The sequence below is a fragment of the Curtobacterium sp. PhB146 genome, from assembly GCF_004342995.1.
Lineage (GTDB): Bacteria > Actinomycetota > Actinomycetes > Actinomycetales > Microbacteriaceae > Curtobacterium.
The window spans coordinates 58,371-71,610 of sequence record NZ_SMBN01000007.1; the positions used below are offsets into that span (position 1 = coordinate 58,371).

Here is a 13,240-nt window from a genome sequence, read left to right on the forward strand (position 1 = left end):
GAGCAGCGCAATGACCACAGCAGCACCCGCCGTCACGTCGAGCATCGACGTCGAGTCCCCGCAGTGGCTCGTCATCCCGGACGTCGCCGACGCGACCCCCGAGTGGCGTGCCGAGGTGCTGCGGTTGTTCGAGGCGATCGTGCACGTGGACCGCGAGGCCGAGGGCGAGCAGCGGATCTTCGACGACGGGCGGGAGGTCGACCCGCAGACGGCACTCGACACCCTGCTCGAGTTCCGCGCTTCGCTCTACGGCGGCGACCGGCTCGTCGCGGGTCTCGGTGTCCCGAACCGGTGGCCGCTCCCCGTCGTGGTCTCGGTCGGGGTCACCGACGGAGACGACGCACGCGGCACCCGCGCGCTCCTCGAGCTCGCCGGTGCCGATGGTGGGCTCCCGGTGGAGCAGCCCGCGGTCGACGAGCTCCCCGAGCACGTCGGGGGCGAGGGGCCGGTCGTCACCCGGTACGACCTCGACGACGACGGCGCGATCTGGGCGACGGTGTGTGCGGTCCGGCGGGAAGGCGGTAGAGACGGCCCCGCCGTCGACACCCGCGTCCTCTGGCGCACCAGGGACCTCGACGTCGTCCCGGTGTTCGGACCAGAGGTCGTCGACCTGCTCGCTGCGATCCGCAACGAGGTGGCCGCATGACCGAACCGACCGCGTCCTTCTTCATGGTCGTCCCGCCGGGGTGGGCTCGGCTCCCCGCAGACGTGCCCCATCGCGAAGAACTCGGTGAGATCGTCCGGCAGGTGATCGCCAACGCGCTCCCGGACGACCTGCCCCGCGACCGTGCCGAACCGCTGCGGCAGGAGATGCGGAAGCGCCTGACCGCGACCGTGGTCGAGGCCGGCGACAACGGCGCGACGGCGGTGTACCTGCCCGTGCAGCCCGTCGACAGCTTCACGCCCCCGGTGTCCGTCATCGAGACCGAGGTGGACGACGAGTCCGACGAGGCCCCGGAGCAGGTGATCGCGGAGATCCTCGCCGATGCCCTGCCCGACCGTCGGGAGCAGGACGACCCCGGCATCCGCGAGGTGGACGGCGGCATCGCCGCTCGCACGGAGACGGTGGTCCGTCGCGCCGACCCCGGCGCCGAGCTCCCCAGCATCGGCGAGGACCTGCCCGTCGTGGACGACCGCCAGGTCGTGTACACGATCCCGGTCCCGCATCGGCCCGGCCGATGGGTCGTGATGTCCTTCTCGGCGATCAGCCTCCCGGGCACCGACGAGCGGCTCACCGATGCGCTCGTCTCGCTCTTCGACGCGATCATGACCACGTTCCGGTGGACCGACGTCCCCGGAGCCGAACCGACCACCCTCGAACGCCGTCTGGCCGAGCTCGGAGGAGCCGCGTGACCTGGTCCTTCGCCCACCCCGAGTCGCACCTGCTCCTGACGATGTCGGTCGTGCTGTTCCTCGGGACCCTGGCCTTCGTGATCCCGACGATCATCACCGTCCGTCGGCGCACGGCGACCGACGCGCTCGCGTGGGCCGATCAGGTCCGCCGTGACCCGGCCGCGCCGTGGGGCATCGACCGGGTCCTCCGCGCGGTGGACGCCTCGTGCGCAGCCGCCGGGGTCGTCTTCCCCGGCGCGGTCCGCATCCTGGTCGGCACGACCGTGCGGCTCGACCTCGCTTCCCCGACTATCGCACCGCCGCAGCCATGGGCCGCGACCCCGGACGGCCGTTCGTGGTCGGCCCCGATGTGGGCGCTGCAGGCCGTGCCGCTCACCGCGCCGGCCCCGAGCGAATTCGCCACGGTGGTCTCCCTAGGCACCGATGGTGACGAGAACGTCCTCGTCGACCTGCGTCGTGTGCGCGGGATCGTCGCGCTCCGGGGTGAGCAGGCCGCACGGGACGCGGTGCTCCGCCGCGTGGTCGACCAGGTTCGCACCGCTCCGTGGGCCACGGGGACCGCTTTGCTCAGCGTGGGTACCGGCTCCGCGTTCGGTGTGGCCGTGTCGGTGCACGACGCGATCGCGGCCGTCGCGGCGGACGCAACCCCGGGCCTCCTGGTCGTGGCGAAGGTGCCGTCCGGGGAGGACGGTCGCGAGCTCGCCCGGCTCCTCGAGCGGCCGGGTGGCCGGTGGGCCTGTGTCGCGGCCGCGCCGCACCCGCTCGCCCGGTGGACGGTCGAGGCCCGCCGCGACGGCACACACGTCTCGGACGTCCTCGGGACGGTCCGGTGGATGGACGTCGGCCTGTCCATGCCCCTTGCGGCATCAACGCAGCTCGATCCGACAGTGCTCCCGATGGAGGCGGACGCCTGATGCGCGTCGTCGTCACCGTCGTCGACGACGTCACAGGCGATTCTTCCGACGTGCTCGTCGACGCACCGGGCCAGACCCCGATGCGCAGTGTCGTCGACGCGCTCGCTCGCCGCACCGGCGGCGCAGCGATGCCGCAGGACGCACCCGACGGCGACGTCCCCTTCGCCAGGAGCGGGTTGGTCGACGGTGCAGTGCTGCACGTCGGCGGCACGGACCGCCCCGAGACGGAGCGAGGGGTCGTCCACCTGCTGGTCGTCGGTGGTGTCGACGCAGGCCGGACGCGTCGGCTCTCGCCGGGCACGTTCCGGATCGCAGCCGCTGACGACGGGTCGCCGACGGTCGGCGCGGACGCTGCGGACCACCCCGGACTGGAGGCCCGGATCGCCTTCGACGGGAGCGTGACGGTCCGGCAGGCACCGACGGACGAGCCGGTAATCGGTTCAGCCGGTTCGGTCACGATCGAGCAGGACGAGATCGGCGACGAGTGGATGGCATGGGTCCCCGACGCGCTCGTGCGCCTCGGTTCGACCGTCCTCACGGTGCGCCCGGTCGAGGTCGTGGATCGCATGCTGCTCCGGCCGCCGGACTCGGGACAGCTGGACTTCAACCGGCCTCCCCGGTTACTGCCCCCGTTTCTGACGACGCAGTTCCGGATCCCGAAGCCGCCCGTGCCGCCGCAGCGGTCCGCGATCCCGTGGATCATGGTGTTCGTCCCGGCGATGTTCGGCATCGTCATGGCGACGGTGTTCCACTCGCCGTTCTACCTGCTGTTCGCCGCGATGACGCCGATCATGGTCATCGGGCAGACCGTCACCGCCAGACGGACGGGCAAGAAGAGCCACCGGAAGCAGACCGCAGAGCACCGGGAGCGGGTCTCGGCGCTCGAGCGTGCGATCGACGCCGCGGTGCTCGCCGAGCGGGACGAGCGCAGGTCGTCATCGTCCGACGCCGGGTCGCTGCGCGTCGTCGCGACGACCCCGGGGCGTCGACTCTGGGAGCGGCGCCCCTCGGACGCCGACCACCTGCACGTCCGGATCGGCATCGGTGACCTGCCCTCGACGGTCACCGTGCAGGACGACCGCGACCTCGACGGCCTCGCGCACGAGGACCGGATCACCAGGGGCGTCCCAGTAACCGTGCCGCTCGCCGAGGTCGGCGTGCTCGGCATCGCCGGGGCCGGAGCGTCGCCGCGCGAACTCGGCCGGTGGGTGCTCGGGCAGCTCGCCGTGACGCAGAGTCCGCGCGAGGTGCAGTTCGTCGTGCTCACCGCGCAGCAGCACGTTCCGCAGTGGGCATGGACGCTCTGGCTCCCGCACCTGCGGCCGACCGGCGGGCAGGACGCTCTCGCCCTCATCGGCGCGGACGGCGAGACCATCGGTCGTCGACTGGCCGAGTTGACCCAGGTGCTCGCCGAGCGCCGGGCCGAGCGAACCAAGAACGGCTCGATGCGCGCGCGCTTCTTGCCGGAGATCGTCGTCGTGCTCGACGGCGCCCGTCGGCTGCGTGCGATGCCGGGCGTCGTGGGACTGCTCCGCGACGGGCCGGCGTGCGGCATCCGACTGGTGTGCATCGACGAGGAGGAGTGGCAGCTCCCCGAGGAATGCGTCGCGACCGTCACGCACCGGACCGAGACCGAGCTGGTCCTGCGGCGGCAGCTCTCCGCGCCCGTGGAGCTCGTGCTCGCCGACCGCGTCGAGGACGACTGGTTCGACGACGTCGCCCGTGCCGTGTCCCCGCTGCGGGACACGAGCGGCTCGGACGGGGACGGCCTGGTGCCCGACGCTGCGCGGCTGCTCGACGTGGTCGACCTGCCGCAGCCGTCCGGGGCGATCGTCGCGGAGCGGTGGCAGCGCGGCCCAGCGACGACCTCGGCGGTTGTGGGCGTGGGGATCGACGGGGCGTTCGCGCTCGACCTCGTGAAGGACGGCCCACACGGTCTCGTCGCAGGAACGACCGGTTCGGGCAAGTCCGAGTTCCTGCAGACCCTCGTCGCGTCGCTCGCGCTCGCGAACCATCCGGACCAGATGACCTTCGTGCTCGTCGACTACAAGGGTGGCGCTGCTTTCAGCGTGGCGTCCGACCTGCCGCACACCGTCGGGCTCGTCACCGACCTCGACCAGCACCTCGTCGAGCGCGCGCTCCGGTCGCTCCGCGCCGAACTCACCCGTCGCGAGCACGTCCTGGCGGCGTCCGGGGCGAAGGACATCGAGGACCACCAGGCGCACCTGGAGCGCGGCGGTGCCGGCGAGGCGATGCCGCGGCTCGTCCTGGTGATCGACGAGTTCGCGGCCATGGTCACCGAGCTGCCTGACTTCGTCGCCGGGCTGATCGGCATCGCGCAGCGCGGCCGGTCGCTCGGCGTGCACCTCATCCTCGCGACGCAACGCCCCGGCGGCGTGGTCGGACCGGACATTCGCGCGAACACCAACCTGCGCGTCGCCCTCCGCATGACCGACTCGGGTGAGAGCACCGACGTCATCGACATCGCGGACGCAGCGCGCATCCCGAAGAGTGTGCCGGGGCGCGCATTCGCGCGCCTCGGGCACTCCTCGGTGGTGCCCTTCCAGTCCGCTCGCGTGGGCGGGAAGTGGGCCGGCGACGAGGACCCGGCCACGAGCCTCCCGTTCGTCCGCGTGCTCGACTGGCGCGACTTCGCGACCGCACCGCCCGCGCGCCCCGTCCGGAGCGACCGCGCGACGGCTGCGACCGACCTGTCGGTCCTCGTCGGCGCGATGGCTGACGCGCGCGACCGGCTCGCAATCGGTCCCCTGCACAGTCCGTGGCTCCCACCGCTGCCCGAACTGCTCCCGCTCGATGCCGTCGGTACGGCAGCCGTCGGCGCGGAACGGACCCGCGCCGCGATCGACGGAGTGCTCCGGTTCCCCTACGGCACGGAGGACCTCCCCGACACCCAGGAGCAGCGCGCCGCCGAGATCGACCTCGATCGCTTCAGCCACCTCTACGTCGTCGGCGCACCCGGCTCCGGCCGTTCACTCGCGCTGCGGACCATCGCGGCCTCCGCCGCTGCGTCCATCCCGTCGACCGAACTGCACCTGTACGCGATCGACTGCGGCAACGGCGCCATGGCGTCGCTGCAGACGCTGCCGCACTGCGGCGGGGTGGTGCAGCGCACCCAGGTCGAGCGCGCGACCCGGCTCATCGACCGACTCACGCGCGAGACCGCCCGGCGACACGACGTCATCGCCGCCGCGAGCGCGTCCGACATCACCGAGCAGCGGCTCCTCGCCGATCCGGGCGAACGCCTGCCGCACGTGCTGGTGCTCGTCGACCGGTGGGAGAACTTCACGACGTCGCTCGGCGAGGTCGACGGCGGTGCCCTCACCGACGCGCTGCAAGCGTTGCTGCGTGACGGCGCCGCGGCCGGCATCCACGTCGTCGTTTCCGGCGACCGGACGCTCCTGTCGTCCCGGATGTCGACGCTCACCGACGACAAGATCGTGCTGCGCCTGACCGACCGGCTCGACTACTCGCTCGGTGGCATCAACCACCGCAAGCTCCCGGCGACGATCCCTGCGGGACGCGGCTTCCGGGCGGACTCCGGCATCGAGGTGCAGTTCGCCTCGCTCGGATCAGACGTGTCCGGAGCGGGACAGACCGCCGCCGTCCGAGACCTCGCGACGTCACTGCGTGCCGGTGCCGCCGTGCCGCCGTCTCCGCGACCGTTCCGCGTCGACGCCCTGCCGAAGGATTTGGACCTCGACGGGGCACTCGCGCTCGAGTCAGCGCCGTCGCTGTCGCCGATGGTCGCGGTGACCGGGATCGGCGGCGACGACATGGAGCTGCAGACCGTCGACCTGTCGACCGGTGGCGGGACCTTCATTGTCGCGGGCCCGTCGCGGTCCGGGCGGTCGACGATGCTCGCGTCGATGGCGCGGTCGCTGCTCGCGGGCGGGACGGAACTCGTGGTTTTGGCGCCACGCCAGGGTGCGGTCCGCGACCTCGACGGGTTGCCCGGGGTCCGCGCAGTGTTCTCCGGCGACGACGTCACCGTGGAGGACCTGTCCCCCGTCCTCACGGCGTCCGGGAGACCGACGGTCCTCGTCGTCGACGACGGCGAGCTCCTCATCGACTGCACCGCCGCGAAGTGGCTCCGCGAGTGGGGGCGAGCCGCCGCGGATAACCGGCAGGGGCTCCTGCTCGGCGGGAATACCACCGGCCTCGCAGCCGGCTTCGGCGGCTGGCAGGTCGACGCCAAGAAGAACCGTCGCGGTGCCCTGCTCTCCCCGCAGGACACGCTTGCCGGCGACCTCATCGGCGTCCGGATCTCGCGGTCCTCGATCTCCAGCCGCATCGAGCCCGGCACCGCCCTCGTCCACCTCGGCACCGGGGTCGCGTCCACGCTGCAGGTGCCGTCGGTCACGGCGAACACGAGGACGGGGAGCGAGGCGGTCGCGTTCGCGGAGCGCTGACGCCCCGACGCTGCGCGCAACCTGAGCATCGGGCCCCTGGAGAACCTTGCCTTCTTCATGCGACCACGCTAGCCAGCGCCAGACGTCGAGGGTGCGATCTCAGCCTGTCCGACCCTTGCCACCGCCACCGCCGCGTCCGTGCCGGAAGTCGGCACGTGTTCGTGGCCGAGTCGGCCAACGGCCGGCTCCTCGGCGTCGCCAGCACGACGCACACATCCGAAGCACGGGACGGCCTTCCCGCACTCGAATTGTCGACCCTGTACGTCGATCAGGGCTCACACGGAACAGGGTTGGCGTCGAATCTCCTCCACGCCGCGATCGGCGGAGACGACGCGCACCTGCTCGTGTTCTCGTTCAATCTGCGCGCCCAGCGCTTCTACGCGAAGCACGGATTCGAGCGCATCGGCAGACGGCAGCTCGACCCAGGAACCGGACTCAACGCAGAACGATGGATCCGACAGTTCACCAATTCCGACAGTCCGACTGAGTAGCCGATCGTTCACCGAGACGGGTTGAGCAGATGCGCCGTGTCTCATGCCAGGGACCGTGAAGGGCACCGATCGTGTGATCGGTGCCCTTCACATCATCGCTTGTAAGTCAAGCTCGTTCGCGTGCGCTGACTCGGGGCAGGACGATGCCGAGGATGATCATCGCGACGGCGAGGAAGGCGTGGAGCACGTTGTCGGCGCTGTTGAGCGGAACGAAGTTCGCCGCGCCGGTCATGCTGGCGGTGAAGAGGCCGTAGATGAACAGCACCGCGTAGATGATGCCGCCGACCAGCAGGTAGAGCCGTGCGCCGCCGGCAGAACGGGCTGCGGCAACGCCGACGATGCCGAAGAGCAAGTGCACGATGTTGTGCAAGACGGATACCTGGAACAGGCCCAGGAGCAGGGCCATGGATCCGTGACCGGCCATCGACATGGACCCCATGTCCATGGTGAGTCCGGGGATGAAGCCGGCGATGCCGACGATCAGGAAGACCACGCCGAACAGCAGGGCGCCCTTCTGGGTGAGGGTGGCGGCGAAGCCGGTGCGCGGAGCTGCTGCGTTGCTGGACATGAGAGGTGCCTTTCGGTCGATGTGCTGGTGGCGTGGCGCGTGAGTGGTCAGGTGGTTGACGATTGGGGTTGTAGCCGATGACGGAGCGCGGTCAACCCGTCTCGGACTCGGGTTTTCGCGGTTCCGACGGTGGTGTGCAGGTCGCGGGCAACTTCCTCGGTGCTGCGCTCACCCAGGTAGCGGAGGATGACGGCCTCACGTTGCTTTTCGGTCAGCTCTGCCAGCGCTCCACGGAGTCGTGCCCGTGAGAAGTGAGCGTCGAACTGGTCGAGGCTGTGGTCGGTGCTGTGGTGATCGCGGATCCCGAGGCGAAAGTCCCGGCGGCGGGACGCTTCACGGCTACGGATCCGATCGATGGCTCGTCGATGGGCGATTGTGCGCAGCCATGACTCGAGCGTGGCGCGAGTCGGGTCGTACCGGGCCGGGTGCTGCCACCACTCGAGGAACGCTTCATGGACGACGTCTTCAGCGAGGTGACGGTCGATGATGATCGTTCCCACGAAACCGCGCAACCCAGACGCGTGCTGCCGGTAGGCGGCCGTGAACGGGTCGATAGCTGTTGGTTGGGTGCCGGGCATGTGGGGCGTACCGATCTTTCTACTGGTGATGGGTTCACCGTAGGCGTTCGGATCACGACCGGTTTCCCCCAGTCCGGGGACCGCGTCGCACGTCGTCCGGGTACTCCGCGGTCGAACTGGAGCCCGACGCCTCTTCAGGCACCTGCCGTTCGCGCACTGCCCTGCACCGATCGATCTCTCAGCGAGGCGATGGCATCACGCGCCGCATGGCCACAACACTGTGTCAGGGGTGGCGGCGGATCGCGGTGAGGGTGGTGTCGTCGTCGAGGTCTGGGCCCGCGGCTTCGAGGAAGGCGGTGAGCGCAAGCTGCAGGTGCGTCGCTGTTCGCAGTTCGATGGCGAGTTGCGTGAGTGTGTGCATGGACGCGTCGGGGAGCTCGAACAGGCCATCGGTGACGATCAGGAGCAGCTCCCCGGGGGCGAGATGGAGGATACGGGGCAGGCGAGGTATCCCGGCGGGTTGCAGGCCGATCGGGAAGTCCGCCGATGGGATCCGTTCAACGGCACCGGTTGTGTGGGCGTGCGCGGTGAGGCCGTGGCCCGCGTCGACGAACTCGATCCGTCCATCCCGGAATCGCAGCCGGGCGTGGAACAAGGTCGCGAACGCGGATGCGCGTTCGAAGTGGTCTCGGGTCGCGGTCTCCGCAGCGTCGACGGCTTCGCCGGGTGGTTCCTGGCGGAACACCTCAAGGCTGCCGAGGAGGTTCGCAGCGAGCACCCCTGAGGCGAGGCCTTTGCCCATGACGTCCCCCACCGTGACCGTGGCGTACCCGCGCTGGCTGTCCACAGTGACATCAGACAGGTCTCCGGAGATCCCTCGCGCAGACCGTGCCGTGGTCGCGATCGTGTACTCGTCGAGCACGGCGGGTGCAGGACGCATCGCTCGCTGGACCGCGTCGATCCAGTAGGAGTCAGCGCTGTCGAGTTCGTCGTCACCGTCCTCGCGTGGGGCGCGCGTGGCGGTCGTCATCTCACCCACGCGATGCGTCGTCTCATCTGCTTCCCCCTGCTCGATGGTATGCAACTCCCGACCCGCTGTGAGCGGCGCACAGCCCGCAGGGGTCCGGGATGGTGCCCCTGCGACACCATCCCGGCTGGACGCCGTTGCGTGCAGCAACAGGCGCCCTGTTGACCCAGGAGCATGCTCAAACCGGGTTGCCGGAGACACTAACTCCGATTGATGCGACCGCGATGTCGGCATTTTCACCGACCACTGTCTGCTCCTGCACCGGTACTGTCCGTGATCCATCTGACGCAGCAACCAGTCGCGGGTTGCTGTTTCCGGGAAGCGTGGCCCAGTCTGGGCGAGTAAGACACGCGTGAAGGAAACAGGGGTCCCAGATGTTGTCACTGGTGTACGTGAGCACGATGGCTCGCCCGGTCACGGACGAGGAGCTCGCGGAGATCCTCGTGATCGCCCGGGAGAAGAACCTGCAGCTGGGCATCACCGGGATCCTGGCCCATCAGGGCAGCAACTGTCTCGGGATCATCGAAGGCGACGACGACGTCGTCCGGGAGCGGTTCGCCGGGATCCGGCAGGACCCACGCCACATCAACGTCCGTGAAGTGGCCGTCGATCACATCAGTGCGCGGGCATTCCCAGAATGGTCGATGGCGTTCCAATCCGCCGACCCTCTCATCAAGGACATCCCGGGATTTCTCGACCTGTTCACCGACCATCCGGACCCCGTCCCGGGCGGCGGCAACACATCGCGGGCGAAAGCACTCCTGGAGTGGTTCCGGAAGCACCCCCTCGCACCATTGACCGACCAGGGCGTCGGCGATGCGATCGAGCCGCGTCTGCAGATCATCAGCGCCGCGATCATGGTGCTGCACGATGTCGGCGTGGAACGGGCCGACATGGACCAGATCGCCGACACCGCAGGGATCAGCGTCGACGCACTCCGACAGCACTTCCCGACCCGGCAGAGCCTGCTGACCGCCACCGTCGACCGGTGGTCCAGCACCCTGTCTCGGCCCTTGCTGCCCATCGCCGAGCAGTACGGCGCGGTCGCATACCTGCACGCGCTCATCGTCGCGTACTCGGAAGAACCCGCACTGATGCGGCTGCTCGCATCAACCCTTGCAGCAAGCTCCGACCCAGCAAACGAGGGTGCGGACTACTACCGCACCCTGTACCTCCGGTTCCGGCAGACCATCCGCACCGCCCTCGAGCACGACATCCGTACTGGTCGAGAACCGAACACGATGGAGCCCGCCCGCGCCACGGAACAGCTCCTCGCCCTCTACGACGGCCTCCGCGTGCAGTCGCTCCTCGTGCCCGGATTCGACATCATCGAAGCCTTCGACCGCGCAGCATCACGCATGCGCCGAGGCTGGTCCGAGGACTACCGCCGTACTGACCTCTTCGAGATCCCACTCGACCGCACCCGCGAACACACTGCACGCCCCGACCTGTTCGGCTCCCAGTAGGTTCGCGCTCCCGTTGGAGGCGCGGGGCGGCCACCGGATAGGTGGCAGCCGCCCCGCTCGCAACGGGAACCACCCCGCTGCTGCTCCACAGTTTGCACCCACCCCCGGCTCGTGCTTGCGGAGGTGTGCGGACCGTTCGGGTCATCCCGCACGTCCCCGGGATGGTGCACACCGCTCAACTCTCCTCCGCGGAGAACGCGAACCGAGACGACGATGAGAGATCCGCGGCGTCGATGCCGCGGAGCGCACCGTCTGCATGGACCTGAGCGGGGTCAATTTCCAGGGGTGCGGGGTAACGGCCGATTTCTTGAAGCTCGGCGGTACCCCCGGTGCGTCGTGCGGACCCGAACTGCCCGGCGGACCTTCCACTATCCGACAGTTGTGGGTCTGTGACCAGTCCGCACCATCGCGGACCCAGCAGAACCGGGTTACTGCGTGGGGGTGTCTTCTTCGGGGTTAAAGTGCGAGTCGGTATCGGAGTAACCGGCGGCGAGCCCGTCCGGGTGGTTCGGGATGGTGCTGCCGTCACCGAGACCAGCGGGCTTCACCGTGCCATCCGAGTCGGTGGTGGGCACTTCCACGCCGGGCCCCTCGAGGGCACCGTCATCGTTTGGGACGGAGGGTGGGGTGATGTTGCTCATTGTGTCTCCTTCACTGTTCCGGTGCTGGTGGTTGTGGTGGGGTGGAGGGCTGCGAGGTCGTTGAGGAACCGGGTAATGATCTCCGCGTCCGCTAGGGGAATGGCGGCACAGAGGGCGGCGATGTGCGCGGCAAGTGGGTCGGTGTCGTCTCGATCCGGTGTAGCCAGAGTCAGCTGCACGTAGCTGGAGCGTCGATCGGTGGGGTTTGGCACTCGCGTGAGAAATCCGGACGCCTCCAACCGGTCTAGCAGGCTCGTCATCGACGGCGTGGTGATGCCGAGGTGCTCGCCGAGCTGCTTCGGCGTGCACGGCTCATCCCGCGCCGACGCAGCCCGGAGGTACCGGAGCGCCTCCCGCTCCGTGATCGACGTGTGTCCTGCGGCCGCCCGAGTGCGCTCAAGCCGCGCAGCCGCATACCGGCATCGCTCGACCGCATCGAGCAACGCGGCCACGGGTACAACAGGCGTCTCCGACATGCCCCCACCGTACAAACTCGGCCGTTCCGCGGCGCTCGGGCGATGGCTTACAACAGCCATCCCGCACCTCACAAACTACCTGGCCGAACCCGGGTGGTGCTCGGTGCCGTTTACGGGGCTGCGCCGCGGAACCCTAGCCGCTGGCCGTCCGAGCTGCTGCTCGGGTTGGAATCGTCACGCGCACCAGCGGACGTCGTAGCGCGAGGGCGCCTGCCCCCTGACCCGAACCACGGGCAGGCGCCCACACCTCATGTCCTACGCCGAGCAAACCTCACACGGTCACGGTTCTTGCGCAGTCCGGATACGTCGTCGTGGCGCGTGCTCCCTGCAGGGCGCGGGAAGCCCGGACGTCTGTCCGGGCCTCGGCTGGCGCACTGGCATGCGGACGGGCCGCCGCTAGGCGGCCGGCAGCTGCGGGTTGGAGGGCCTGATGGGTGAGGACGGTGCGCACGTTCCGGCCGGGGTGCTGCTACTGGAATCAGTGAACCGGCTTCGCGTCGCGGAGACGATGCTCCAGAACCGTGCACGCGCTCGGATGGGCCTGAAGGCAAATGATTTCCAGACGGTGCAGTTCCTCGCCGCGCGAGAAGCCGGCGGCTTCCCCGCGCGCGCAGCAGACCTCGCGGAGGCGCTCGGTGTCAGCAGTGCGGCGGCGACGATGACGATCGACCGGCTCGTGTGAATGCTCAACCCAGACGTCACCGCAGCGACCCGGTACGGCGGCAACTGATCACCCTCCAGAAGGACACCATCGGCGATAGCGTCTCGGATGAGCTGCTCGACCCGCTGCTGCAGGAACCCTCCCACTCGACGCGGGCCCGGTAGTACCAGGCAGAACACGCCAGGCAATGCCGGCGTCACGTCACCACCACTCATACGCCGGCCTCCCTTCACCCCGTTGATCGAACCGCGGGGTGGGCTGCCGGATCAGGTAGCAGCCCACCCCGCTAGCAACGGGAACCACCCAGCTGCTGCCACACAGTCTGCACGAACCGACGCCTCGTACCGTGCAACCGATGAGCCACCCATCTTCTCGACGGCGGAAGCCCGCTCCCGTTCGCCGGCCACGCGGGAGCCTGCGCATGCACTGGTGGCAATGGGCGCTCCTCGGCACCCTTGCCGCCGTCACGGCAACGCTTCTGGTGGCCGCGCTGACGCTCAAATAGGTCCGGCATGCCGCTACCAGCGAAAGTGGGTTCCCGGGAGCGGTGGAACGTTCGGGTCATCCCGCCACCCCCGGGATAGCGCACTCCCCCACCAGCCTCAAGGCAGGAAAGGCAAGTCTCTCGAACGGGAAACGAGTGTCACGCAAGCATCACTGCCGCGGAGCGCTCCACACAGCATAGGACCGACGTG

General features: G+C 69.5%; 12 protein-coding genes. 7 read left to right on the forward strand and 5 right to left on the reverse strand.

The genetic code is table 11. The features are described from left to right. Positions 1-10 precede the first annotated feature (10 nt). The 5 genes from EDF33_RS18470 to EDF33_RS20300 all read left to right on the forward strand — a co-directional run bounded on the left by EDF33_RS18470 (position 11) and on the right by EDF33_RS20300 (position 7,188). Positions 11-646: a hypothetical protein gene (locus EDF33_RS18470; RefSeq protein WP_131847336.1), complete on the forward strand. Its 636-nt coding sequence runs from the start codon at positions 11-13 to the stop codon at positions 644-646. Further along, positions 643-1,353 (forward strand): hypothetical protein, encoded by a 711-nt coding sequence (locus tag EDF33_RS18475; RefSeq protein WP_131847338.1) that lies wholly within the window; start codon positions 643-645, stop codon positions 1,351-1,353. Before EDF33_RS18470 ends, EDF33_RS18475 begins: the two co-directional genes overlap by 4 nt. Beyond that, positions 1,350-2,267, forward strand: a complete 918-nt coding sequence (locus EDF33_RS18480; RefSeq protein WP_132100789.1) for a hypothetical protein — start codon at positions 1,350-1,352, stop codon at positions 2,265-2,267. The genes EDF33_RS18475 and EDF33_RS18480 overlap by 4 nt, the downstream gene beginning before the upstream one ends. Then, the gene (locus tag EDF33_RS18485) at positions 2,267-6,697 is read left to right on the forward strand and encodes an FtsK/SpoIIIE domain-containing protein (protein WP_131847343.1); all 4,431 of its coding nucleotides are present in this window, start codon (positions 2,267-2,269) and stop codon (positions 6,695-6,697) included. The genes EDF33_RS18480 and EDF33_RS18485 overlap by 1 nt, the downstream gene beginning before the upstream one ends. A gap of 104 nt (positions 6,698-6,801) precedes the next feature. Next, positions 6,802-7,188, forward strand: coding sequence for a GNAT family N-acetyltransferase (locus EDF33_RS20300; RefSeq protein ID WP_279388079.1), 387 nt, complete (start codon positions 6,802-6,804; stop codon positions 7,186-7,188). Positions 7,189-7,294: 106 nt separating this feature from the next. Here the strand turns inward: EDF33_RS20300 and EDF33_RS18495 are convergent, their stop codons facing one another. The 3 genes from EDF33_RS18495 to EDF33_RS18505 form a co-directional block, all read right to left on the reverse strand. After that, complete coding sequence (locus EDF33_RS18495; protein ID WP_131847347.1) at positions 7,295-7,756, reverse strand: DUF4383 domain-containing protein; 462 nt, start codon at positions 7,754-7,756, stop codon at positions 7,295-7,297. A gap of 47 nt (positions 7,757-7,803) precedes the next feature. After that, the gene (locus EDF33_RS18500) at positions 7,804-8,334 is read right to left on the reverse strand and encodes a sigma-70 family RNA polymerase sigma factor (protein WP_132100791.1); all 531 of its coding nucleotides are present in this window, start codon (positions 8,332-8,334) and stop codon (positions 7,804-7,806) included. Positions 8,335-8,557: 223 nt separating this feature from the next. Beyond that, complete coding sequence (locus tag EDF33_RS18505; RefSeq protein WP_165918878.1) at positions 8,558-9,304, reverse strand: PP2C family protein-serine/threonine phosphatase; 747 nt, start codon at positions 9,302-9,304, stop codon at positions 8,558-8,560. A gap of 371 nt (positions 9,305-9,675) precedes the next feature. On the opposite strand from EDF33_RS18505, the gene EDF33_RS18510 reads away from it, so the two are divergent. Beyond that, entirely contained in the window at positions 9,676-10,767 is a 1,092-nt protein-coding gene (locus EDF33_RS18510) for a BLUF domain-containing protein (RefSeq protein WP_131847353.1), read from the forward strand. Between the two features lie 428 nt (positions 10,768-11,195). Here EDF33_RS18510 and EDF33_RS18515 read toward each other — a convergent pair whose 3' ends face one another. Both EDF33_RS18515 and EDF33_RS18520 read right to left on the reverse strand, forming a co-directional pair. Next, entirely contained in the window at positions 11,196-11,408 is a 213-nt protein-coding gene (locus EDF33_RS18515; protein WP_131847355.1) for a hypothetical protein, read from the reverse strand. Continuing rightward, entirely contained in the window at positions 11,405-11,884 is a 480-nt protein-coding gene (locus tag EDF33_RS18520; protein WP_133938547.1) for a MarR family transcriptional regulator, read from the reverse strand. Before EDF33_RS18520 ends, EDF33_RS18515 begins: the two co-directional genes overlap by 4 nt. 430 nt (positions 11,885-12,314) lie before the next feature. On the opposite strand from EDF33_RS18520, the gene EDF33_RS18525 reads away from it, so the two are divergent. Further along, positions 12,315-12,566, forward strand: coding sequence for a hypothetical protein (locus tag EDF33_RS18525; protein WP_131847359.1), 252 nt, complete (start codon positions 12,315-12,317; stop codon positions 12,564-12,566). Positions 12,567-13,240: the final 674 nt, after the last annotated feature.